The 23,780-nt window shown below is 65.8% G+C and carries 24 protein-coding genes; 14 read left to right on the plus strand and 10 right to left on the minus strand.

Annotated elements, in window-relative coordinates; genetic code table 11:
* The coding region (locus BM436_RS24525; RefSeq protein ID WP_177307478.1) for a helix-turn-helix domain-containing protein at window positions 1–213 on the minus strand (213 nt) is incomplete at its 3' end.
* A 212-nt stretch (window positions 214–425) separates the two neighbouring features.
* Here BM436_RS24525 and BM436_RS24530 point away from each other — a divergent pair.
* A complete protein-coding gene (locus BM436_RS24530) occupies window positions 426–578 on the plus strand; it encodes a hypothetical protein (protein ID WP_229490675.1) in 153 nt (50 codons plus the stop codon).
* A 231-nt stretch (window positions 579–809) separates the two neighbouring features.
* Here the strand turns inward: BM436_RS24530 and BM436_RS24535 are convergent, their stop codons facing one another.
* Window positions 810–1,469, minus strand: a complete 660-nt coding sequence (locus tag BM436_RS24535; RefSeq protein WP_229490677.1) for a Crp/Fnr family transcriptional regulator — start codon at window positions 1,467–1,469, stop codon at window positions 810–812.
* Window positions 1,470–1,560: 91 nt separating this feature from the next.
* Here BM436_RS24535 and BM436_RS24540 point away from each other — a divergent pair, with 91 nt between their 5' ends.
* Window positions 1,561–2,316, plus strand: coding sequence for a class II aldolase/adducin family protein (locus BM436_RS24540; protein WP_093558174.1), 756 nt, complete (start codon window positions 1,561–1,563; stop codon window positions 2,314–2,316).
* 7 nt (window positions 2,317–2,323) lie between these two features.
* On the opposite strand, the gene BM436_RS24545 is transcribed toward BM436_RS24540, so the two are convergent.
* The 4 genes from BM436_RS24545 to BM436_RS24560 all read right to left on the minus strand — a co-directional run bounded on the left by BM436_RS24545 (window position 2,324) and on the right by BM436_RS24560 (window position 6,680).
* Entirely contained in the window at window positions 2,324–3,682 is a 1,359-nt protein-coding gene (locus tag BM436_RS24545) for a diguanylate cyclase (protein WP_093558175.1), read from the minus strand.
* 273 nt (window positions 3,683–3,955) lie between these two features.
* On the minus strand, window positions 3,956–5,149 hold the full coding sequence (locus BM436_RS24550; RefSeq protein ID WP_093558176.1) for an aminotransferase-like domain-containing protein: 1,194 nt from the start codon (window positions 5,147–5,149) through the stop codon (window positions 3,956–3,958).
* A gap of 91 nt (window positions 5,150–5,240) precedes the next feature.
* Entirely contained in the window at window positions 5,241–5,702 is a 462-nt protein-coding gene (locus tag BM436_RS24555; protein ID WP_093558177.1) for a RidA family protein, read from the minus strand.
* A 57-nt stretch (window positions 5,703–5,759) separates the two neighbouring features.
* Window positions 5,760–6,680: a DMT family transporter gene (locus BM436_RS24560; protein WP_229490679.1), complete on the minus strand. Its 921-nt coding sequence runs from the start codon at window positions 6,678–6,680 to the stop codon at window positions 5,760–5,762.
* A 101-nt stretch (window positions 6,681–6,781) separates the two neighbouring features.
* On the opposite strand from BM436_RS24560, the gene BM436_RS24565 reads away from it, so the two are divergent.
* The 4 genes from BM436_RS24565 to htpG all read left to right on the plus strand — a co-directional run bounded on the left by BM436_RS24565 (window position 6,782) and on the right by htpG (window position 12,794).
* Complete coding sequence (locus BM436_RS24565) at window positions 6,782–8,296, plus strand: aminotransferase-like domain-containing protein (RefSeq protein ID WP_093558178.1); 1,515 nt, start codon at window positions 6,782–6,784, stop codon at window positions 8,294–8,296.
* Between the two features lie 53 nt (window positions 8,297–8,349).
* Window positions 8,350–9,573, plus strand: a complete 1,224-nt coding sequence (locus tag BM436_RS24570; RefSeq protein WP_093558179.1) for a GGDEF domain-containing protein — start codon at window positions 8,350–8,352, stop codon at window positions 9,571–9,573.
* Window positions 9,574–9,658: 85 nt separating this feature from the next.
* A complete protein-coding gene (locus tag BM436_RS24575; RefSeq protein ID WP_093558180.1) occupies window positions 9,659–10,780 on the plus strand; it encodes a PEPxxWA-CTERM sorting domain-containing protein in 1,122 nt (373 codons plus the stop codon).
* Window positions 10,781–10,868: 88 nt separating this feature from the next.
* Complete coding sequence (gene htpG, locus BM436_RS24580; protein WP_093558181.1) at window positions 10,869–12,794, plus strand: molecular chaperone HtpG; 1,926 nt, start codon at window positions 10,869–10,871, stop codon at window positions 12,792–12,794.
* Window positions 12,795–12,838: 44 nt separating this feature from the next.
* On the opposite strand, the gene BM436_RS24585 is transcribed toward htpG, so the two are convergent.
* The 4 genes from BM436_RS24585 to kynU all read right to left on the minus strand — a co-directional run bounded on the left by BM436_RS24585 (window position 12,839) and on the right by kynU (window position 16,308).
* Window positions 12,839–13,426 (minus strand): CHRD domain-containing protein, encoded by a 588-nt coding sequence (locus tag BM436_RS24585; RefSeq protein ID WP_093558182.1) that lies wholly within the window; start codon window positions 13,424–13,426, stop codon window positions 12,839–12,841.
* Window positions 13,427–13,531: 105 nt separating this feature from the next.
* Complete coding sequence (locus tag BM436_RS24590; RefSeq protein WP_093558183.1) at window positions 13,532–14,077, minus strand: RBBP9/YdeN family alpha/beta hydrolase; 546 nt, start codon at window positions 14,075–14,077, stop codon at window positions 13,532–13,534.
* Window positions 14,078–14,148: 71 nt separating this feature from the next.
* Window positions 14,149–15,048, minus strand: coding sequence for a tryptophan 2,3-dioxygenase (gene kynA / locus BM436_RS24595; RefSeq protein WP_093558184.1), 900 nt, complete (start codon window positions 15,046–15,048; stop codon window positions 14,149–14,151).
* Between the two features lie 9 nt (window positions 15,049–15,057).
* On the minus strand, window positions 15,058–16,308 hold the full coding sequence (gene kynU / locus BM436_RS24600; protein ID WP_093558185.1) for a kynureninase: 1,251 nt from the start codon (window positions 16,306–16,308) through the stop codon (window positions 15,058–15,060).
* Window positions 16,309–16,832: 524 nt separating this feature from the next.
* Between kynU and flhD the strand changes: the two genes are divergently transcribed.
* The 8 genes from flhD to cheA all read left to right on the plus strand — a co-directional run bounded on the left by flhD (window position 16,833) and on the right by cheA (window position 23,757).
* Complete coding sequence (gene flhD, locus BM436_RS24605) at window positions 16,833–17,150, plus strand: flagellar transcriptional regulator FlhD (protein ID WP_093558267.1); 318 nt, start codon at window positions 16,833–16,835, stop codon at window positions 17,148–17,150.
* A 30-nt stretch (window positions 17,151–17,180) separates the two neighbouring features.
* Window positions 17,181–17,726: a flagellar transcriptional regulator FlhC gene (gene flhC, locus BM436_RS24610; RefSeq protein WP_093558186.1), complete on the plus strand. Its 546-nt coding sequence runs from the start codon at window positions 17,181–17,183 to the stop codon at window positions 17,724–17,726.
* Between the two features lie 40 nt (window positions 17,727–17,766).
* The gene (locus BM436_RS24615) at window positions 17,767–18,540 is read left to right on the plus strand and encodes a class I SAM-dependent methyltransferase (RefSeq protein ID WP_093558187.1); all 774 of its coding nucleotides are present in this window, start codon (window positions 17,767–17,769) and stop codon (window positions 18,538–18,540) included.
* 91 nt (window positions 18,541–18,631) lie between these two features.
* A complete protein-coding gene (gene motA / locus BM436_RS24620) occupies window positions 18,632–19,492 on the plus strand; it encodes a flagellar motor stator protein MotA (RefSeq protein ID WP_093558188.1) in 861 nt (286 codons plus the stop codon).
* Window positions 19,493–19,542: 50 nt separating this feature from the next.
* Window positions 19,543–20,478 carry a flagellar motor protein MotB gene (motB, locus tag BM436_RS24625; protein WP_093558189.1) on the plus strand — a complete coding sequence of 312 codons (936 nt, stop codon included), beginning with the start codon at window positions 19,543–19,545 and terminating at the stop codon, window positions 20,476–20,478.
* A 53-nt stretch (window positions 20,479–20,531) separates the two neighbouring features.
* Window positions 20,532–21,080 (plus strand): chemotaxis protein, encoded by a 549-nt coding sequence (locus tag BM436_RS24630; RefSeq protein WP_093558190.1) that lies wholly within the window; start codon window positions 20,532–20,534, stop codon window positions 21,078–21,080.
* Window positions 21,081–21,148: 68 nt separating this feature from the next.
* Window positions 21,149–21,514, plus strand: a complete 366-nt coding sequence (locus BM436_RS24635; protein WP_093558191.1) for a response regulator — start codon at window positions 21,149–21,151, stop codon at window positions 21,512–21,514.
* A 38-nt stretch (window positions 21,515–21,552) separates the two neighbouring features.
* Window positions 21,553–23,757, plus strand: a complete 2,205-nt coding sequence (gene cheA, locus BM436_RS24640) for a chemotaxis protein CheA (protein WP_093558192.1) — start codon at window positions 21,553–21,555, stop codon at window positions 23,755–23,757.
* The last annotated feature ends 23 nt before the right edge of the window (window positions 23,758–23,780 follow it).

Here is a 23,780-nt window from a genome sequence, read left to right on the forward strand (position 1 = left end):
CAGCCATGGGGTCGCCGCCCCGTTGCGCCATGTCGTGAGCAGCCTGCACAGTTCGGCGTAGCCCAGCTTCCGCTCGCCGCCCTCATGGCGTTGCTGTTGAACCTCCAGCGCCTGGTTGAAAACGAAACGGCAGGCGCCGGCGAAGCGGCGCAGGGCGCGTTGCTGCTCGCCGTTGGGGTTCAATGCGAATTTGAAGGCTTGAAGGCGTTCCATACTGTGATTTTATACAGTTGTGGGGGCAGGGGACGCACCATAGGACGCCTTCGGCGTCCGCGCTCTTGACTTCTGCCTGAAGTCCGAGGTTAAGAGCACCCTGCGCCAACTGGTCCAAGGCGCGATTCTTCGGCCGGTCTGTCGCGCGCTCCCGCATCTACCAAACCTCCGGCCTGGGGCTGCACAAGGATTTCGCCGCCGCCATCGGCGCCATGACGCGGCCCGGGCGGGTGTTCCAGCCCATCGCCGCCAACCGCAAGGTGTACGACCAGCTGTACCGCCGCGTCTACCTGCGGATGTACCAGCGCCTGCAACCCATGTACGCGGACATCGCCGACATCACCGGCTACCCGGAGGCGACGTGATTGTGCATAACTTCCCCCTGCCTCGAATTTATGCAGGATAACTATTCCGTTTGGAAACAACGACTTAGGGTCTCCCGGGCGGGCTTGTTAACATGGTTGTCCACAGAATCTGTTAACAAATGCCCGGACCACCCGGCTGCGCAAGAATTTGGCAGCGGAGGTTTGTTGTTTATAATCAGTGGCTTAGATCTTGATAGTCGAGCTTGCTAACATAGTTGTCCACAGAATCTGTTAACAATCCGCCTCCCTCAGGCCGGCCTCGCTGATGACTTCTATGCAACGGTAGCCGATGCGGATGATGTCCTGCTGCTCCAGCAGCTTCAACTCCTTGGACAGCGTCTGCCGCGAAATACCCAGCATCATGGCCAGCGCCTCCTGCGACACCGTCAGGTGCGGACGCGGCGCCGACACCAGCGCGGCGTTGCCCCGCGCGAGCAGCAGCAGGCGGCGCGCGACGCGGGCGCGGGTCGAGCGCAGGTTGGCGTCCTCCACCATGCCGTACGTCAGCCGCAGGCGCGACGCCAGCATGGACGCCACCGCGCGGGCGAAGTCGGCGCGCTCCATCAGCGCGTCGAACACGGGGCGCGGCAGCACCAGCACCTCCGAGGTGCCGACCGAGGTGGCGTCGTGCGTGCGCGGCTCGCCGTCGATCAGCGAGATCTCGCCGAACCACGTTCCCGCCTCCATGACCACCAGGATGGCTTCGCGCCCGTCTTCGCGCAGCGACGACACCTTCAGCGCGCCGCGCACCAGCGCGTACATGCCGCCCGGCGGATCTCCCTGGCGGAACAGCATCTCGCCGCGCCGCAGGCGGACGATTTCCGATTCGCGCAGCATGGTCTCGCGCACGGCCTGGGGCAGGGCGGTGAACCAGGGGTTGGATTTCAACATGAGAGCGGGCATGAGCGCGATTGTAAAGACTTTGACAGTTCGCAGTCCAGCCCGCGGCCATACTAGCCTGAACAAACAAAGGAGACTGCATATGGAAATCGCATCGGTACAACATCTGGTCAGCCCCGAGGAATGGCAGTTGCGCGTCGACCTGGCCGCCTGCTACCGCCTGGTCGCGCGGCACGGCTGGAGCGACCTGGTGTTCACCCACATCAGCGCGCGCGTTCCGGGGCCGGAGCACCACTTCCTGATCAACCCTTACGGTTTGATGTTCGAGGAGATCACCGCGTCGTCGCTGGTGAAGGTGGACCGGCACTGCGACAAGGTGATCGACTCGCCGTTCCCGGTGAACCCGGCGGGCTTCGTCATCCACAGCGCCGTGCACGAGGCGCGCGAGGACGCGCAGTGCGTGCTGCACACGCACACGCGGGCCGGCGTCGCGGTCAGCGCGCAGAAGTGCGGCGTGCTGCCGATTTCGCAGCAATCGACCTTTGTGCTGGCGTCGCTGGCGTATCACGGATACGAGGGCGTGGCGTTCCGCGCCGAGGAGAAGCCGCGCCTGCAGGCGGACCTGGGCGCCGCGAACTTCATGGTGCTGCGCAATCACGGGCTGCTGGTGTGCGGGTCGTCGATCGCCGACGCCTTCCTGGCCATGTACACCTTCGAGGCGGCCTGCCGGATCCAGCTGGCCGCGCAGGCGGGCGGGGAACTGACGCAGGTGCATCCGGAGATCGTGAAGGGTGTGGCGGAGGCGATGCGGGTGCAGACCGGCGGGATGGGCGGGAAGTTCGTTTGGCCGGCGCTGATACGCAAGCTGGATCGCACGGACGCGGACTACAAGCTCTAAGCCGGGTCTAGTGGCTGGCCATCGCCGTCAACGCATCGATCGGTGCGTTGGAGGTCTTGGTGGCGCGCACCTGGTTGCGGCCGTTTTCCTTGGCCTCGTACATCGCCTGGTCGGCGGCGATGAACAGCGATTCGGTGTTGTCCATGTGGTGCGGATAGATCGTCGCCACGCCGACGCTGACCGTGATCCAGGCCGAGGTGATGGAGCGCGGATGCGGCAATTGCAACGCCTCCACGTGGGTGCGTATCGACTCGGCCAGCGCGTGCGCGGAGTCGGCGTCCGTTTCCGCGAACAGCAGCACGAATTCCTCGCCGCCGTAGCGCGCCGCCAGGTCGGTGGCGCGCAGCGCGTGCGCGTTGATCGCCTGCGCCACCTGCTGCAGGCAGATGTCGCCCGCCGCGTGGCCCAGCGTGTCGTTGTAGAGCTTGAAGTGGTCCACGTCCAGCACCACCAGCGACAGCGGGGCGCCGCTGCGCATGGCGCGCTGCCATTCCTTCTCGAGGAAGGTGTCGAAGTGGCGCCGGTTCGGTATCTTGGTCAGCGGGTCCACCATCGCCGCGCGCTGCAGGGCGTCCTCCGACATCTTGTGGTGGGTGATGTCGTGCAGCAGGCCGATGAACAGCGGCTGGCGCGAGTACATCGGCGTCAGCGTCAGGTCCATGCAGACCGAGGTGCCCAGCTTGTGGCGGATGATGACCTCGCGCGTGCCGTGGCTGTGCGCCGTTTCCGGATCGGCCGCGTAGCGCGCGAAATAGTCCAGGTATTCCTGCGCCACCAGGGGATTGAGCAGGTCGAACAGCGTGCGCCCGGCCAGCTCGCCCTCGCGGTAGCCGAGGTAGTGGTCGCAGGCGGGATTGGTGAACTGCACCCGGCCGTCCGGCTCGATGACCAGCAGGCCCTCGGCCATGCTGTTGACGATGGTGCGCAGGCGGTCGGCCTGCTCCTGCTGGGTTTCGGTGTCGATGCGCATCTGCAGCTGGGCGCGCACGCGGGCGCACACCTCGGCCATGCGCAGCGGCTTGCCGATGTAGTCCACCGCGCCGGTGTCGAAGCCGGCCACCACGTCCTCGGTCTCGGTCCTGGCGCTGATGAAGATGATGGGGATGCGCTGGGTGAGCGGATTGGCCTTCAGCTGGCGGCACGTTTCCAGCCCGCCCATGCCGGGCATGACCACGTCCAGCAGGATCAGGTCGGGATGCACGCGCTTGGCTATCTGCACCGCCCGTTCACCGGAGGTGGCGATATAAGTATGGTATCCCTGCTCGACCATCATCTTGCGCAGCACGCTCAGACTGGCCGGCGCGTCGTCGACAATCAGGATCGCTGCGTCGCGGCGCGGGGAGTAGCTTGTACCACCTGGGATCATCGAATCTCACATAGGTCTAAGTGACTATCTGTTCAAATCATACTGCTTTGCCAATTCAAATTGTAAAAAAACATCAGACGTTTTTCGCTGGAAGCGGGCGAGAATAGGCGAAAGCGGGGAATATTGCAGTTCCTGCTATGAAATTTAAATACTGTTGGTAGTGATGCTGTGGTGCAATACGGTCGCTGTGGCGGCCTGGCAACGGTCGCGGCGGGACGGTTCGGGCGGGGCGGTCGCGTGGACGCGGGCGCGTCCACGCGGGAGGGCGTTACATCACATCCGGTCGGCGATCAGCTTGGCCAGGATGGCGACGCCGGCGCGGATGCGCTCCGGCGGCACCGTCACGAAGGACAGGCGCAGCGTGTTCGTTTGTGGCTCGTTGGCGTAGAACGGCGAGCCCGGCACGAAGGCGACCTTTTGCTTGATGGCCTCGTCCAGCAGCTCCATCGCGTTGATGTGCTTGGGCAGCGTGACCCAGATGAACATGCCGCCTTCGGGCTTGGTCCAGCTCACGCCGGCCGGGAAGTGCTCGGCCATCGCGTCCAGCATCACCTGGCACTGGTCGCCGTACAGCGTGCGGATGGTGGGGATGTGCTTCTCCAGGAAGCCGTCCTTGATCACGTGGTGCACCACCATCTGCGTCAGCTGCGAGGTGTGCAGGTCGGCGGCCTGCTTGGCCAGTTCCAACCGGCGCACCATCGCCAGCGGGGCGACCACGTAGCCCAGGCGAATGCCCGGGGTCAGCACCTTGGAGAAGGAGCCCATGTAGATCACGCCGTCCGGGTTCATCGCCACCATCTTGGGCAGCGGGTCGCCCTTGTAGCTCAATGCGCCGTATGGGTCGTCCTCGATCAGCGGCAGGTTCAGGCGGGCGCAGGTCTCCACCAGTTCGTGGCGGCGCGCCACCGACAGGGTGCGGCCGGTGGGGTTCTGGAAGTTGGGCAGCGCGTACAGCAGGCGCGCGCCGGCGGCCACGTCGTGCAGCGACGACGGCACCAGGCCGTCGTCGTCGGTGTCGACGGACACGAAATTCGGACGGTACACGGAGAAGGCCTGCAGCGCGCCCAGGTAGGACGGCGTTTCCACCAGCACCTTGCTGCCCTCGTCGATCAGCACCTTGCCCAGCAGGTCCAGCGCCTGCTGCGAGCCGGACACCATCAGCACCTGTTCCGGCACGATCTTCGCGCCGCCGGTCGAGAGGGAATCGGCGATCCACTGACGCAGCGGCAGGTAGCCGTCGGTCGGGCCGTATTGCAGGGCGACCTTGCCGGAATCGGACAAGACCTTGTCGAACGCCTCCTTCATGATCTCCACCGGAAAGGTGGCCGGCGACGGCAGGCCGCCCGCGAAGGAAATGATTTCAGGCTGCTGGGTCACCTTCAGGATCTCGCGGATGAAGGAGCTTTGCATCTGGCTGGCGCGCTCGGCGAAGTGCCACTGGAACGGGTTTGGATTTTCGATTTTCATACTGGACTCTCGGTAGGATGCTACGGAACAGGCGCGCTTGTGGCGGCCGCGGAAGGGCGGCGCCGGATAGGCGCCGCCCGTGCTTCATTGCTTAGGCCACTTCGACCACCAGGTCGATCTCGACGCAGGCGCCCAGCGGAATCTGCGCCACGCCGAAGGCGGCGCGGGCGTGCTTGCCGGCGTCGCCGAACACGTCGCCCAGCAGCTCGGAGGCGCCGTTGGTCACCAGGTGGTGGTCGGTGAAATCGGCGGTGGAGTTCACCAGGCTGGTCAGCTTGACGATGCGCTTCACGCGGTTCAGGTCGCCGCCGCAGGCTTCCTGCAGCGTGCCGATCAGGGCCACGGCCACGCCGCGCGCGGCCTGCTTGCCCTCGTCGGTGGAAATGTTCTTGCCCAACTGGCCCGCCCAGATCGAACCGTCCGGCTTCTTCGCGATGTGGCCGGAGATGAATACCAGGTTGCCGGTCTGTACGTGCATGACGTAGGCGGCGACCGGCGCGGCCGGCGCGGCCAGGGTGATGTCGAGCGATTTCAGTTTTTCGTATACGGACATGGGATGTTCCAATTGGTTATGAAAGAGTTCAGCGGGAAGCCGATATTGTACGTCGTTCTAGCTCTTGATCCGCATCCGGCGGCCCGTAGCAACTACGGAAATAACGGCCAAAGCGAACAGAATATTGCTCGGCTCCAGGCTTTCGCCCAGAATCGCGGCCGCGCCCAGCAGCGTGAGGAAGGGCTGCAGCAGCTGCACCTGGCCCACGCGCGCCACGCCGCCCAGCGCCATGCCGCGATACCAGAAGAAGAAACCGATGAACATCGAGAACACGGACACGTAGGCGAAGCCGGCCCAGGCGCGCGCCCCTGCGTTCAGCATGGCCGGCGCGTCGTCCCGGCACAGCCACAGCACCAGCGGCAGCAGCACCGGCGCCGACAGCACCAGCGCCCAGCTGATCACCTGCTCGCCGCCCAGGGTGCGCGACAGCTGGCCGCCCTCCGCGTAGCCCACGGCCGCCAGCAGCACGGCGGCGAACACGGCCAGGTCGGCCTGGTGGAAGGCGCCGCCGCTCTGGCGCAGCGCGAAGCCCGCCACCAGGGCCGAGCCGAGCAGGGCCATCACCCAGAATCCCAGCGACGGTTTTTCGTGGCCGCGCAGCGCCGAGAACATGGCGGTGGCCAGCGGCAGGATGCCCACCAGCACCGCGCCGTGCGAGGCGGGCAGGCTGCGCATGGCGATGGAGGTCAGCCACGGGAAGCCGATCACGCAGCCCAGCGCCACCACGGCCAGCTGGGGCAGGGCGGAGCGGGGTGGCGGCGGCACGCGCTTCCAGTACAGCCAGGCACCCGCCAGCGCGGCCGCCACCAGCGCGCGGCCCAGCGCCACGAAGGACGCGTCGAAGCCGCCCACCGCCATGCGGGTGAAGGGCAGCGTCAGGCTGAAGACGGCGACCCCGGCCAGGCCCAGCAGCATGCCCGCGGTTTCGTCGGACAGGCGGCCGGTGGCGGGCGCGATGGCGTTGGGCGGAGCGGACATGGGGGGCTTTCGGTGAAATGGCGTTGGCTGTATGCTAGCGGAGAAGCCCAATACAGTGCCAATACACTTCAACATATAACTTCTCATACTGTGACGGTGATATGACCAACACAACGCCGAATTCCGAACCCGTACGCCCGGCGCGGCCGCGCGCCGCGCCGCTGCTGGCGCAGTTGTCGCGCGAGTCGGGCGAGTCGCTGATCGACCAGATCGTGCGCTCGGTCGCCGCCCGCATCGACGACAAGCTGCTGCGCAGCGGCGCGCGCATGCCCTCGATACGCCAGTTCGCCGGCACCCATGGCGTGTCCGCCTTCACCGTGGTGGCCAGCTACGACAAGCTGGTGGCGCAGGGCTACCTGGAGTCGCGCCGCGGCGCCGGCTTCTTCGTGCGCGAACGCGCGCCTATGAACGCCAGCGTGCGCGCGCAGGCCGGCGCGGCGGCGTCCGCGCGGGCCGGCGACGGGTCCTTGCTCGGCGGCGCGGACGCCCGGCCGCTGGACGTGGTCTGGCTGGTGCGTAACATCTTCCGCCAGGTGCCGCACCAGCAGGTGCCGGGCACCGGCGTGCTGCCTAGCGACTGGCTGGACGGCGCCAGCATCGCCAACGCGCTGCGCGCCATCAGCCGCCAGGCGCCCGCCACGCTGGTCAGCTACGGCGCGCCGCAGGGCTTCCTGCCGCTGCGCCAGCAGCTGGAACGCAAACTGGCCGAACTGGAAATCGGCGCGGCGCCGGAGCAGATCGTCACCACGGTCGGCGTCACGCAGGCGCTGGACCTGGTGGCGCGCGAATTCACCCGCCCCGGCGACACCATCTTCGTCGACGACCCCGCCTGGTTCCTGATGTTCGGCGCCTTCACCGCCATGGGCGCCAACGTGGTGGGCATACCGCGCCTGGCCGACGGGCCGGACATCGCCCAGTTGGCGCAACTGGCCGCGCTGCACAAGCCCAAGCTGTACGTGATCAACTCGGTGCTGCACAACCCCAGCTCGACGTCGCTGTCCGGCGCCAAGGCCTTCCAGGTGCTGCGCCTGGCCGAGGAGCACGGCTTCATCGTGGTGGAGGACGACATCTATTGCGACTTGCATCCCGGCAGCTCGGTGCAGCCGGCCACGCGCCTGGCCGCGCTGGACCAGTTGAACCACGTGATCTACCTGGGCGGCTTTTCCAAGACCATGGCCGCCAACCTGCGGGTGGGCTACATCGCAGCCTCTCCGGAGCGGGCCACACGGCTGACTGACCGCAAGATGCTCGCGACCCTGTCCACCAGCGACATCGGCGAGCGCGTGGTCTACAAGATCCTGTCCGAGGGCTTGTACCGCAAGCACGTGGACCGCATCCACGCGCGGCTCGACGGGCTGCGCGGGCGCACCATCCGCCAGATGGAGCGCGTGGGCCTGAAGATCGAGGTGGCGCCGGCCGCCGGCATGTTCGTCTGGGCCGACGCCGGCCGCGACACCAACGTGCTGACCGAGCACGCCATGGCGGAGAACCTGCTGCTGGCGCCCGGCAGCCTGTTCTCGCCCAGCCAACTGCCGTCGCGCCACATGCGGCTCAATATCGCCTCGATGCAGGACCCGGCGGTATGGCGCTTCCTCGAACGGGAACTGAAAGTGTAAAATGCGGGCGCAATAACACTCAGTCAACAGTCGCGATTACCGGTCAGCCCAGCATGGAACCCAAAACAGTCTTTCTGATCGGCGCCTTGATGATGCTGGCCAACGGCGGCGTGCTGGGCCTGATGCACCGCGACTTGCCGCACACGCTGCGTCCGAGCGCGGTGAGCTGGCGCATCGCCACCCTGCTGCACGCCTGCGGCTGCCTGATGTTCATGGTGCAGGACGAACTGCCGAAAGGCTTCATCCTGCCGCTGGCCAACGGCCTGGTGATGTTCGGCTTCACCGGCTACTGGCGCGCGCTGCGCCAGTTCTACGGCGTGCCGGACAGCTGGTGGCTGCTGCTGCCGGCCGGCGCCGCCACCTTCGGCGTGTTCTGGTTCACGGCCATGGAGGCCAACACGGTGCCGCGCATCCTCATCGTGTCCACCGCGTGGGTGGTGATGATGCTGGGCTGCGTGCGCAACCTGCTGGGGCAGAAGCGGCGCGACCGCGCGGTCAGCCGCCTGGTGATGACGGGCATCTTCATCGCCGTCATCGCGTTCGTGCTGGCGCGCGTGCTGTACTTCGCCACGCTGGACATCGGCCCGGCCTACAGCGTCACCGACACCAGCAACTGGATCAACTTCGCCACCCCCATCGTCGTCGCCGTGGTGCCGGTGATCGGCACCACGGCCTTCCTGCTGATGATCTCCGAGCGCATCCGGCGCCAATGGGAGCGCGCCGCCTCCACCGATTACCTGACCGGGCTGGCCAACCGCCGCACCCTGGCGGACGCCGGCGCCAGGCGCCACGCCGCCGCGCGCGCCAAGGGCGACGGCTTCGGCCTGGCGGTGATCGACATCGACCACTTCAAATCCATCAACGACCGCCACGGCCACGACATCGGCGACGTGGCGCTGAAACACGTGGCCGCGCAGCTGCAGGTGGCTTGCCGCGAGGCGGAGCTGCCGGCGCGCCAGGGCGGGGAGGAGTTCGTGGTGCTGTTCGAGGACGTGGACCGGGCCAGCGCGCACGCCGCCGGCGAACGCCTGCGGCTGGCGGTGGCGGCGCAGCCCTTCGTCGCGGGGGATTTAACACTTCCGCTCACCGTGTCGATCGGCGTGGCGGTGCTGGAGGAGGGCGACGCCGACTTCGACTGCCTGCTGCGCCGCGCCGACGCGGCCCTCTACGCGGCCAAGAGGAACGGGCGGAACCGGGTCGAAAGCGCCGCCGGCCGGCACGCCAGTCTACCGGACGGCGGGGCCAGCGCGGCTCACCAAATTTCACAATCTTTGTGAAATAAAAATATAGTTTAAAAAATAATGCGTGCGCATGCGGGCGTACTAGAATTGCCGCTCCCTGGCTCCATCGAAGAGGCTGTCCATGTTCCCGTATGCCATGTTGAAGGCCGGTCTGCGCGCCGTCGCGCTGCCGTGCATGCTGGCCGCCCCCGCTTTAAGCTCCGCGGCGAGCTCCTATAGCCTGACGCTGGTGGCCGACGGCGCCAACACCGTCGAGCTGCGCGACATCAACAACCGGGGCGACGTGGTCGGCGCGGCCTGGATGTCCGATCCCGGCGCGGACCGCGCCTTCCTGCGCCTGGCCGACGCCACCACCACCTGGTTCGACGCGCCGGCGCTCAAGCGCGCCAGGCGGGTCAACGACCAGGGCGTGGTGGCGGGCCTGGGCGGCGACCTGGCCAGCAACCGCACCACGGCGGCCACCTACGACGCGGCCGGCGGCGTGTTCGGCACGCTGCCGCCGCTGCTGCAGGGGCGCTATTCGTGGCTCAACGCCGTGAGCGAAAGCGGCCGTGCGGTGGGCGCCTCACAGGCCGTCCACAAGCCCGAATGGGACGTCTATGAATACCACGCCGTGGCCTACGACAATGGCGTCGCGACCGACCTGGGCACGCTGGGCGGCAACAGCTACGCCGAGGACGTCAACCGGTCCGGCGTGGTGGTGGGCCAGAGCGAACTGCCCGGCGGCTGGTTCTCGCACGCCTTCATCCACGACGGCGCGGCCATGGTGGACATGGGCACCCTGGGCGGCAGCGGCAGCGCCGCCTACGCCATCAACGACGCCGGCGCGGCGGTCGGTTTCAGCAACACGCTGAACAACGCCACCTCGCACGCCTTCCTGTACGTCAACGGCGTGATGACGGACCTGGGCTCCCCGGACGGCGGCGTCAGCATCGCCTACGACATCAACCAGGCCGGGCAGGTGGTGGGCTACAGCGGCGCGGGCGGCTTCGTCTACGCCGGCGGCGAAATGACGCTGCTCGACCAGTTGATCTCCCCGGCCGCCGGATGGCACATCCGCGACGCGCGCGGCATCAACGACCTGGGCCAGATCGCCGGCACGGCCTGCAACGCCGCCGGCGCGTGCGTGGGCGCGATCCTGACGCCGGTGCCGGAGCCGGCCACGTGGGGCATGCTGCTGGGCGGCCTGGGCGTGGCGGGTGTCTACGCGAGGCGGCGGGCGCCGCGGAAGTTTGTTGCCTGAAAGCTCTTGAAATAGACTTGATCATCCTCATCTGCCGGTGACTCGAGCAGCACCCACCGTGATTATTGACAAGACTATTGAGGTAAAAATGGCCGACACCACCGAAAAGCAAACCCTGGGCTTTCAGGCAGAAGTAAAGCAACTGCTGCAACTGATGATCCACTCCTTGTACTCGAACAAGGAAATCTTCCTGCGCGAATTGATTTCGAACGCCTCCGACGCGTCCGACAAGCTGCGCTTCGAGGCGATCAACAACGACGCCCTGTACGGTAACGATCACGAGCTGAAGATCAAGGTCGGCTTCGACAAGGCGGCCCGCACCATCACCATCTCGGACAACGGCATCGGCATGAGCCGCGAGGAAGCCATTTCGCACCTGGGCACGATCGCCAAGTCCGGCACCAAGGAGTTCTTCGGCAAACTGTCCGGCGACCAGCAGGCCGACGCGGCCCTGATCGGCCAGTTCGGCGTGGGCTTCTATTCCGGCTTCATCGTGGCCGACAAGATCACCGTGGAAACCCGCCGCGCCGGCCTGGACGGCTCGCAAGGCGTGCGCTGGGAATCGTCCGGCGAGGGCGACTACTCGGTCGAGCAGATCGACAAGCCGTCGCGCGGCACCGACATTATCCTGCACCTGCGCGAAGGCGAGGACGAGTTCCTGTCGAGCTGGAAGATCAAATCCATCATCCGCAAGTACTCCGACCACATCTCCCTGCCCATCGTGATGCAAAAAGAGGAATGGGACGAGGAGAAGAAGGAAACCGTCCTGAAGGACGAGACCGAGACCGTCAACCAGGCCAGCGCGCTGTGGGCGCGCAGCAAGTCCGACATCACGCCGGAACAGTACGAGGAATTCTACAAGCACGTCTCGCACGACTTCGCCGCGCCGCTGACCTACACCCACAACCGGGTCGAGGGCCGCAGCGAGTACACGCAACTGCTGTACATCCCGGCCAAGGCGCCGTTCGACCTGTGGGACCGCAACAAGCGCGGCGGCATCAAGCTGTACGTCAAGCGCGTGTTCATCATGGACGACGCCGAGCAGCTGATGCCGACCTACCTGCGCTTCGTGAAGGGCGTGATCGACTCGTCCGACCTGCCGCTGAACGTGTCGCGTGAGATCCTGCAGGAATCGCGCGACGTGAAGGTGATCCGCGAAGGCTCGACCAAGCGCGTGCTGGGCATGCTGGAGGAGCTGGCGAACGCCGAGGAGCAGGACAAGAAGGACAAGTACGCCGCCTTCTGGACCGAGTTCGGCCAGGTGCTGAAAGAGGGCGTGGGCGAGGACGCGGTCAACAAGGATCGCCTGGCCAAGCTGCTGCGCTTCGCCTCCACGCACAACGACGGCGACGAGCAGACCGTCTCGCTGGCCGACTACGTGGCGCGCATGAAGGAAGGCCAGGACAAGATCTACTACGTCACCGGCGAGGCCTACAAGGCAGCCAAGAACAGCCCGCACCTGGAGATCTTCCGCAAGAAGGGCGTGGAAGTGATCCTGATGACGGACCGCGTGGACGAGTGGATGCTGTCCTTCCTGACCGAGTTCGAAGGTAAGGAACTGGTGTCCGTGGCCAAGGGCGGCCTGGACCTGGGCGCGCTTGAGGACGAGGCCGAGAAGAAGGAGCACGAGGAAACCGAGACCTCGTACAAGGAACTGACGGAGCGGATGAAGACCGCGCTGGCCGACAAGGCCAAGGAAGTGCGCGTGACCTTCCGCCTGACCGATTCGCCGGCCTGCCTGGTGGCGGACGAGCACGAGCTGTCGGGCAACCTGCTGCGCATGCTGAAGGCGGCGGGCCAGTCGGCGCCGGAATCGAAGCCCATCCTGGAGATCAACCCGAACCACCCGCTGGTGACGCGCCTGAAGTACGAGAACGCGGAAAGCGCGCAGTTCGCGGACTGGTCGCACATCCTGTTCGACCAGGCGCTGCTGGCCGAGGGCGGTTCGCTGAGCGATCCGGCGGCCTTCGTCAAGCGGCTCAATGAAATGCTGCTGAGCGGAGCGGCGAAGTAAAACGAACGGGCCTCGCGGCCCGTTTTTCATTGGTGCTTAAGCCATCAGGACCGCCGGCGCCGCCAGGCCAGCACGGCCGGTATGCCCATCAGCAGCATGCCCCACTGGCCGGGTTCCGGCACGGGCTGCAGGAAGCCGCGGATCTCGCCGCCGGGCCAGACGGTGGAGTGGATGTTCAGGTAGGCCCTGCCGCTGTTCAGGCCCGCGTTGAAGGCGGCCTCCGCCCCGGCGGTGGTGCCGCCGTTGGCGGCGATGAAGGCCGGATTCCAGCTGTCCGTCAGCGTCGTGTCATAGCTCTGCGAATACATGCCTCCGCTGACCCCGAGCGGGAAACCGCCGAAGGTCGGCGTCTCCGTCGCCACGCCCGCGTTCTCCAGGCCCGGCAGCGCGGTGCAGCAATGGATGTGGGCGGCGGTGGTGGTGCCGACCAGCCCGTTGAACAGCACGTCCAGGTTCAGCGTGTGGGCCTCCAGATCGAACACCACGACCGCGCCGCCCGTGCCGGGCGACTCGTTGGGCGGGAATTCGGCCAGGCCGTTGAGGTTGGCAACATAGGTGGTCGGCGCCGCGTGCGCGGCCGCGCCCAGCAGCAACGCGCATAGCGCCAAACCCGTTTTCAGCGGAGTCTTCATATCGCAACCTTTTCATTGTTGTGGGTGGAGTCCTATCACTATAGGCATACACCTGAAATAATGCAAAGATTGCAATATTGCATTGCTCGTCATTAAGAGACGGGCTTAGCGGTTCAACTCCTCGCAGAACTTCAGCAGCATGGCCTCGCCTTCGGGCCACGGGCCGTAGCCGGCGTCGCCGTTGATGTGGCCGGCCGGGCCGATGGAGACGAAGCGGGCGCCCCAGGCCTCGGCGAACTGGCGCGCGCGCGCCTCGCCGACGTAGATGTCGTTGCTGCTGGAGACGACAATGGCGGGGAAGGGCAGCGCCTGCAGTTGCATGGGCTGGAAGCCGGTGGTGCAGCTGGGGTAGGACGGGCCCTCGGTGTCGCTGGGGGCGACCAGGAAGGCGCCGGCGATCCTGTGCCTGGAGCCGGACGCCGCCCAGCGCATCACCAGCGAGCACGACAGGCTATGCGCGGCCAGCACCGGCGGGCGCTCGCAGGCGGCGATGGCGGCGTCCAGCTCGGCCACCCATTTATCGCTGTCCGGCGTCTCGTAGTCGCTGTGCGGCACGCGCTTCCACGACGGATGCTTCACTTCCCATTGTGTCTGCCAGTGCTGCGGGCCTGAGTTCCACAGGCCGGCCAGGGTCAGGACTTGGTATTCCATGCACACTCCTCGGGTTGATGATTTGACATGGATACAAATGTATCATCATTTCCCGGAAGTACGCATTAAGCTTACAGGGCGGTGCGCAGCGCGAACAGTTCCGGGAACAGCACCACGTCCAGCATCTTGCGCAGGTAGCTGACGCCGGCGGTGCCGCCGGTGCCGGTCTTGAAGCCGATGATGCGCTCGACCGTGGTGACGTGGCGGAAGCGCCAGAAGCGGAACGCGGTTTCCATGTCCACCAGCTTTTCTGCCAGTTCGTACAGCGCCCAGTATTTGGCCGGGTCGCGGTAGACCGCCAGCCAGGCCTCCTTGACGGACTCGTCCGCCACGGTCGGCTGCGACCAGTCGCGCTCCAGCCGCTCCGGGGCGATGTGCAGGCCGTTGCGGGCCAGCAGCTTGATGGCCTCGTCGTACAGGGACGGCGCGCGCAGCACCCGCTCCAGCAGCGCGTGGGTGTCCGGCGTGGTGTCGTGCACGCTCAGCAGATTCGGGTTCTTGTTGCCCAGAATGAACTCGATTTCCCGGTACTGGTAGGACTGGAAGCCGGACGATGCGCCCAGGTAGGGGCGGATCGCCGTGTACTCGGGCGGCGTCATCGTGGCCAGCACGTCCCAGGCGTGCACCAGCTGGTCCATGATGCGTGCCACGCGGGCCAGCATCTTGAAGGCGGGCGGCAGGTTGTCGCGCTGGATGTTGGCGCACACGGCGTGCATCTCGTGCAGCATCAGCTTCATCCACAGTTCGCTGGTCTGGTGCTGGACGATGAACAGCATCTCGTTGTGCTCGGGCGAGCGCGGGTGCTGGGCGGTGAGGATGCGGTCCAGGCCCAGGTAGTCGCCGTAGCTCATCGACTTGCTGAAGTCCATCCGGGCGCCGTGCCAATCCCCTGCGGCCTTGGCGTCCGGCTTGGGCTGGGCGTGCATCGGGCAGCCGCCGGCCGCGTCGCCGCTGTCTTTGTCGTCGCTCATGGCCGCTCCTCAGGTTACCGCGCCGCGCTCGGCGGCGGTGTCGTAGGCCTGGTCGTCCAGGATTTGTTTCAGGATCTCCACCGCGTCCCACACGTCGGCGTGGCTGGTGTAGAGCGGGGTGAAGCCGAAGCGCATGATGCCGGGCTCGCGGTAGTCGCCGATCACGCCGCGCGCGATCAGGGCGGCCATCACCGCGTAGCCGTGCGGATGGGTGAAGCTGACCTGGCTGCCGCGCCGCGCGTGCTCGCGCGGCGTGGCCAGGCCCAGCGGGTGGCCGCCGCAGCGCGCCTCCACCAGTTCGATGAACAGGTCGGTCAGCGCCAACGATTTGGCGCGCACCGCCGCCATCGTGGTCTGTTCGAAGATCTCCAGGCCGCATTCGACCATGGCCAGCGAGGCGATGGGCTGGGTGCCGCACAGGGCGCGGCCTATGCCCTCGGTGGGCGCGAAGTCGGGCGCCATGGCGAACGGCGCGGCGTGGCCCCACCAGCCGGACAGCGGCTGCGTGAAACCGGCCTGGTGGCGTTTCGGCACCCAGATGAAGGCCGGGGCGCCGGGGCCGCCGTTCAGGTATTTATAGGTGCAGCCGACGGCGAAGTCGGCGCCGGCGCCGTGCAGGTCGACCGGCACCGCGCCGGCCGAGTGGGCCAGGTCCCACAGCGCCAGCGCGCCGCGCTGGCGGGCGAGGGCGCTCAAGGCGGCCATGTCGTGCTGGTGGCCGGTGCGGTAGTTGACGTGGGTGAGCATCAGCACGGCCGTGTCGGCGTCCACGGCGGTGGCGATCTCGTCCACGCTGTCGACCAGCCGCACGCTGTAGCCGCGGTCCAGCCAGCTGGACAGGCCTTGCGCCATATATATATCAGTGGGGAAATTGCTACGCTCCGTCACGATCACGCGCCGCGCGGCCCGTTCCGGGTGGCCGGCCTGCAGGTGGATGGCGGCGGCCAGGGCCTTGAACAGGTTCAGCGAGGTGGAGTCGGTGACGACGACTTCGCCGTCCGCCGCACCGATCAGCGGCGCCAGGCGGTTGCCCAGGCGCTTGGGCATGTCGAACCAGCCGGCGGCGTTCCAGCTGCGGATCAGGTCCTTGCCCCATTCATGGGCGATCACGTGCTGGGCGCGCGCCAGCGAGGCCTTGGGCCGGGCGCCGAGGGAGTTGCCGTCCAGGTAGATCACGCCGGTGGGCAGATCGAACTGGTCGCGCAAGGGGGCGAGCGGATCTTGCGCGTCGCGTGTCAGGCAGTCATTACGGGTAGTCATGGCTGGATGCTTTAAGCTTCATCTATATGGGAAGCCGAAGTGTAGCAACTTTGCGCCCCGGACAGGGCGGCGGAAACAATTTTGAGGTTTTTCAAAAAAAATTCAAAAAAACCCTAAAGTTCCCCAAAACCCCGCCGTTACCCTTTTCAAGATACGCCGAAAAGCGTCCCGGATTGATGGAAAAAAGTTCGAAATTTTTTCAAATTTTTTCCTCAGAACCCTAAAGTTCCTGAAAAACCCGCCGTTACAGGTTTAGATGTCGCAAAAAAGAGTCAGCAATACCCTTCTTTTTTGACGTTTAGAACAGGAAACTTGCTTGAGAGTAGTTACCTCGAAACCCGCGCCAACACTGGCGTTCCGCTCTAGCGCCCTGCGTTTGTCAGACAAACGCTGACAGGGCGTGTCCGCCATTCCCGGACGAAAAATACCGCCAGTCTCCACTTCTCGCGCTGAGCTTGCTCCAGCAGAATGTATCTCAACGGAAACGCAAATGCGTGTCTAACGAGTTCAACGAGGAGATGGAAATGACTGCTAACGACATGATGGCCGAAATTCGCGACGCAAACCTGAGCTATTTGATGCTGGCTCAGCAGATGATCCGCGCGGACAAGGTCACGGCAATCTTCCGCCTGGGTATCTCCGCCGACATCGCCGAACTGATCGAAGGCATGAGCAACGCGCAAATCCTGAAGCTCGCCGGCGGCAACATGATGCTGGCCCGCTTCCGCTTCGACGACGGCGCCATCCTCGGCATGCTGACCAACTACAGCAAGGACCGCACGCTGGCCCAGTCGCACGCCGCCATCCTGATGGCCGGCCAGCCCGCCGAAGAAATCGCTTAAACAGCCAGCCGTCCTTTCCAGGAGTGCACCATGAGCAAGAAGAGTGTCGTGACCGAAGCGCAGGAGATCCAGCTGGCCATCGAGCTGATCAACCTGGGCGCCCGCTTGCAGTTGCTGGAATCGGAAGTGTCGCTGTCGCGCGAACGCCTGCTCAAGCTGTACAAGGAATTGAAGGGTGTGTCGCCGCCGAAAGGCATGCTGCCGTTCTCGACCGACTGGTTCCTGACCTGGCAGCCGAACATCCACTCGTCGCTGTTCCTGAACATCCATAGCTTCCTGGTGCTGCACGCCGGCGCCACCGGCATTCACGCCGTGATGAAGGCCTACCAGCTGTACCTCGAACAAATGCCGCCGGAGCCGGGCGAGGAGCCGCTGCTGTCGCTGACCCGCGCCTGGACCCTGGTGCGCTTCTTCAACAGCGACATGCTCAAGCTCGCCCCCTGCGCCAAATGCCAGGGCAAATTCGTGGTCAACACCATGGACCTGCACGGCGGCTACGTCTGCGGCCTGTGCCACATGCCCTCGCGCGCCGGCAAGACCAAGAAAGCGCGGGAAGCCGACATCCAGGCCGCGTGATTTTCCTCCGTTCCGCGTACTCCCCAGGCCGGGGCGGGGCATGAACCCGCGCCGGCTTTTGCGCATTCCGGCCGTGCAAGCCTTGCTGCTGCAATGCGCCGCCTATCCCGCCACGCTGTTCACTATCTATCTGCTAGCCACGCTGCGCGTGCCGGTCAGCCTCGGGCTGGTGGCCGTGGTGCAGGGCATGCTGGCCGCGCTGTTCACCTTCAAGCTCGGCCTGGCGCCCTGGTGGCGGCTGATCCAGCTGCTGTTCCCGGCCGCCGTGCTGGCCGCCGGCATGCTGGCGCTGCCGCCGGTGCTGTACCTGCTGGTGTTCCTGCTGCTGGTGGGGCTGTACTGGTCCACCTACCGCACCCAGGTGCCGCTGTACCCGTCCAATCCCGCCGTGTGGGAGGCCGTGGCGCGCGAGCTGCCGCCGCCGCGCGAGGGGCGCCGCCCGCGCGTGGTGGACGTGGGCAGCGGCATGGGCGGCATGGTGCTGCACCTGGCGCGCGCGCGGCCCGATTGCGACGTCACCGGCATCGAGCTGGCGCCGCTGCCCTGGCTGTATTCGCGCGCGCGCGCGGCGCTGTCCGGCGGCGGCGCGCGCTTCGTGCGGGGCGATTACGAGTCGCTCGATTTCGGCGATTACGACCTGGTGTTCGCCTACCTGTCGCCGGCCGCCATGCCGGGCCTGTGGGCCAAGGCCTCGGCCGAAATGCGGCCCGGCTCGCTGCTCGTCAGTTACGAGTTCGAGATCGCCGCTTGCCCGCCCGTCAAGACCATAGTTACCACAGAGCATGCACCTTCACTCTATGTATGGCGCTTTTAAGCGTCTTTTGCTTGCCCGCAGGGGCCGTCTCACGCTATTGTAGTTCTACGTGTAAATTTACCCACCCTTACTCTCTACGGAGCTGGAACTCTTGTTAGTCATACTCGGATATATCGTGGTGCTGGGTTGCGTGTTCGGCGGCTTCGTCATCGCCGGCGGACACCTGGCGGCACTGTTCCAACCCGTTGAATTGTTGCAGATCGGCGGCGCCGCGATAGGCGCCTTTTTTGTGGGCAATAACAGCAAGGCCATCAAGGCGACCATCGCCGCCATTCCCAAGCTGTTCCGCGGTTCGCGCTACACCAAAGAGCTGTACATGGAGCTGATGTCGCTGCTGTTCGACGTGCTGTCCAAGGTGCGCAAGGAGGGCCTGATGTCGATCGAGGGCGACATCGACGCCCCGCACGAGAGCCCGCTGTTCAGCAAGTATCCGGCCGTGATGGAGGACCATCACATCGTCGAGTTCATGAGCGATTACCTGCGCCTGATGGTGTCCGGGAACATGGACGCGTTCCAGATCGAGAACCTGATGGACAACGAGATCGAGACCCACCACCACGAGGGCATGGTGCCGGCCGGCGCCATCGCCAAGCTGGGCGACGGCATGCCGGCGTTCGGCATCGTGGCCTGCGTGATGGGCGTGGTGCACACCATGGAGTCGGTGGGCATCCCGCCGTCCGAGCTGGGCCTGCTGATCGCCAAGGCGCTGGTCGGCACCTTCCTCGGCATCCTGCTGGCGTACGGCTTCGTCGGTCCGCTGGCCACGCTGCACGAGCAGAAGCTGGAGGAGGAGACCAAGATGTTCCAATGCGTGAAGGTGACGCTGCTGGCCAGCCTGAATGGCTACGCGCCGGCCCTGGCCGTGGAATTCGGCCGCAAGGTGCTGTACTCGACCGAACGCCCGTCGTTCGCCGAGTTAGAGGATCACATCAAGAAGTCCAAGACCAAGTAAGCGCCCGCCTCACGTATCATTTGAAATGATGGAAACAACAAGGAACCGGTATGGCTGACGAGGGAATGCGGCCTATCATCGTCAAGCGCATCAAGAAGGGCGGCCATGCGCACCATGGCGGCGCCTGGAAGATCGCGTACGCCGACTTCGTGACCGCGATGATGGCGTTCTTCCTGCTGATGTGGCTGCTCGGCTCGACCACCAAGGGCGACTTGAACGGCATCTCGGAATACTTCAAGACGCCGCTCAAGGTGGCCATGCAGGGCGGCTCGGGCAGCGGCGACAGCTCGTCCGTGATCCCCGGCGGCGGCAAGGACCTGACGCGCAAGGAGGGCCAGGTCAAGCTGGCCGACGATCCCGCGTCCAAGCAGCGCACCTTCAACCTGACGGCCGCCAAGCAGGAGCTGGAGCGCCAGGAGATGCAGCGGCTGCAGGCGCTGAAGGAGAAGATCGAGGCCAAGATCGAGAGCAATCCGCTGCTGAAGAAGTACAAGAAGCAGCTGCTGCTGGACTTCACCAGCGAGGGCTTGCGGATCCAGATCGTCGACGAGCAGAACCGGCCCATGTTCGCGCTGGCCAGCGCCAACCTGCAGCCCTACACGCGCGAGATCCTGCAGGAGATCGGCGTGGTGCTGAACGACGTGCCGAACAAGGTCGGCCTGTCGGGCCACACCGATTCGACGCCGTACTTCAGCGACGCCGGCTACAGCAACTGGGAGCTGTCGGCGGACCGCGCCAATGCCTCGCGCCGCGCGCTGATCGCCGGCGGTATGCTGGACACCAAGATACTGCGGGTGGTGGGCCTGGCGGCCGCCGCCCACCTGGACCGCATGGATCCGTTCAACCCCATCAACCGCCGCATCAGCATCATTGTCATGAACAAGCGCACCGAGGAGGGCGTGATGCGGGAGGGGGCGGCCAAGATGGAGGTCGGCGCGGGCGCCGCCGGGGCCGAGGCCGCCGGCGCCGCCGCGCCGGGCAAATGAGACGAACACGCAGCAAGGACGCCGCCAGCGGCCGGCAATGATACGAGACTGATATGACGAGAAAAAAGATCCTGGGGTCCCATGTGAAGCGCCTGCTGTCCGGCGTGTCGGACCACGGGCGCAAGCACCTCACGGAAGTGGAAACGGACCTGATCCAGACCAACCTGCTGCTGGAGGAGGCGATCGACAAGCTGTCGCGCAATTTCATGGCCATCCACGAGACGGTCAACGCGCAGCAGGCCGCCATCAACCTGCTGCTGGCCGGCGGCACCCCCAGCGCCGAGCAGAAGGCGCAGCTGGAGGCGCTGTCCGAGCAGGTCGGCACCTATGTCAACGCGGCCGTGACGAGCATGCAGTTCCAGGACATGACGAGCCAGCTGATCGACCGCACCCTGAAGCGGGTGACCGGGCTGCGCGAGTTCCTCGGCACGCTGGGCGCGCACGGCGCCGAGATGGTGCCCGACAGCGACAACGACGAGATAGTGGAATTGCTGGGCAAGGTCAGCATGGCGCTGGCCATCCAAAGCCTGGAGCTGCGCAGCGTGCTGCGCAAGGCGGTGAGCCAGAAACATCTGGAAAGTGGCGATATCGAGCTGTTCTAGGCTGGACTCGCCGCGGCAACTTAATGTAATGCGGGGCGGGTCGCCCCATTTGATAGAGTGAGAAAACGATGGCCAAAACAATACTTGCAGTTGACGACTCCAGCTCCCTGCGCCAGATGGTGGCGTTCAGCCTGAAAGCGGCGGGCTACCAGGTGGTGGAGGCGGTTGACGGCCAGGATGGGCTGGAAAAAGCCAAGACGCAGACCGTGGACCTGGTGCTGACCGACCAGAACATGCCGCGCATGGACGGCCTGCAGCTGATCAAGCACCTGCGTGAACTGCCCAGCTATCAGAAGGTGCCGATCCTGATGCTGACCACCGAATCGTCCGACGAAATGAAAGCCAAGGGCCGCGCCGCCGGCGCCAATGGCTGGCTGGTCAAGCCTTTCGATCCGCAGCGGCTCATCGAGGTCGTCAAAAAGGTCATCGGCTGAGGGGCTGCCATGTGTTTAGCAAATGATGGAGTCGCGCCATGACCATCGACATTAGCCAGTTCTACCAGGTCTTCTTCGACGAGGCCGAGGAGCTGCTGGCTGAAATGGAAAGGCTGCTGCTGGCGGTCGATCTCGCCGCGCCGACCGAGGAGGATCTGAACGCGATCTTCCGCACCGCCCATTCCGTCAAGGGCGGCGCCGGCACGTTCGGCCTGAACGACATGACCGAGGTGACCCACATCCTGGAGACGCTGCTGGACCGCATCCGCAAGGGCGAGATGCCGCTGACCTCCGAGCACGTGGACGCCTTCCTGGCGGCCAAGGACATCCTCAAGATGCAGCTGGACGGCCACCGCCTGGGCGCGGCCGTGGACCAGGACGCGGTGGCGAACGTGCGCATGATGCTGCAGTCGCTGTCGCAGGAGGAGGTGGCTGCCATGGCGCACATGGCGCCGGCCTTCCAGACCATCCCGGAGAACACGGTGGACCACAGCGGCGGGCGCCGCTACCGCCTGGAGCTGCCGCAAATGGACCAGCGCGAGGTGATGGCGCTGGCGGCCGAGCTGGGCCTGCTGGGCAACGTGTCGACAACGCCGCTGGACGGCGGGCGCACCGCCATCGTCGTCACCACGCATGAAAGCCTGGACGACATCAATTCGATCTGCTCCTTCGTCCTCGATCCGGAGGACATGAAGGTGTCCGAACTGCCGGCGCTGACGCCGACCCAGGCCGCGCGCGAAAGCGCGGAGCGCAGCCGCGTCGAGGCCGCGCAGGGCTACGGCTTCTTCGACCCGGTCGAACCGTCGGCCGGCGCCGCCGTCGGCGGGGACCCCGGCTACGGCTTCTTCCAGCCGCTGGAGCAGATCCGCGCCGAGGCGGCCGGGGGCTCGGACGAGGCGCGCGGCTACGGCTTCTTCGAGCCGGTCGAGCAGATCCGCGCCAAGGCCGGCATCAAGGACGAGCCGGCGCCGGCCGCCGCGCCGGTGGAGGAGGAAAAGAAGGCCGCCGCCGTGGTGCGCAAGGAGGGCGACAAGCCCGCCGCCGCCGCCGGCGCGGAGTCGTCGTCGATCCGCGTCTCGATCGAGAAGGTGGACCAGCTGATCAACCTGGTGGGCGAGCTGGTGATCACGCAGGCCATGATCGAGCAGCGCGTCGACACGCTGGACCCGATGGTGCACGAGCGCCTGCTCAACAGCGTCAGCCAGCTGACCCGCAACACGCGCGACCTGCAGGAGGCGGTGATGTCGATCCGCATGATGCCGATGGACTTCGTGTTCTCGCGCTTCCCGCGCATGGTGCGCGACCTGGCCGCCAAGCTGGGCAAGAAGGTCGACTTCATCACCAACGGCGCCGCCACGGAGCTGGACAAGGGCCTGATCGAGCGCATCGTCGACCCGCTGACGCACCTGGTGCGCAACAGCATCGACCACGGCATCGAGATGCCGGAGGTGCGGCGCGCCGCCGGCAAGACCGACGCCGGCCGCCTGTTCCTGTCGGCCAGCCACCAGGGCGGCAACATCATCATCGAGGTATCGGACGACGGCGGCGGCCTGAATCGTGAGAGGATACTGGCCAAGGCCAGGCAGAACGGGCTGGCGGTGTCGGACAACATGGCCGACGCCGAGGTGTGGCAGCTGATCTTCGCGCCCGGCTTCTCGACCGCCGAGACCGTGACCGACGTGTCCGGCCGCGGCGTGGGCATGGACGTGGTCAAGCGCAACATCGCGGCCATGGGCGGCTCGGTCGACATCCGCTCGGCCAAGGGTTTCGGCACCACGATCTCGATCTCGCTGCCGCTGACCCTGGCGATCCTGGACGGCATGTCGATCCGGGTCGGCGAGGAGATCTACATCCTGCCGCTGGGCTTCGTGATCGAGTCGATGCAGCCGGCGCCGGACGACGTGAAGGAAATCTCCGGCAAGGGCAAGGTGATCAAGGTGCGCGGCGAATACCTGCCGCTGATCCCGCTGTACCAGATGTTCGAGATCGCGCCGCGCTTCACCGACCCGTCCGAGGGCATCGTCGTCATCCTCGAGACGGACGGCCGCAAGGCGGCCCTGTTCATCGACGACCTGGTCGGGCAGCAGCAGGTGGTGGTCAAGAACCTGGAATCGAATTACCGCAAGGTGGCGGGCATCTCCGGCGCCACCATCCTGGGCGACGGCGGCGTGTCGCTGATCCTGGACGTCGCGGCGCTGATACGCTCGTCCCGCCAGCTGGCGGACGAATCCATTTTTTCATGATACTAGTTGGAAGGTAGGGTAAC

This window comes from Pseudoduganella namucuonensis (assembly GCF_900116645.1).
GTDB lineage: Bacteria > Pseudomonadota > Gammaproteobacteria > Burkholderiales > Burkholderiaceae_D > Rugamonas > Rugamonas namucuonensis.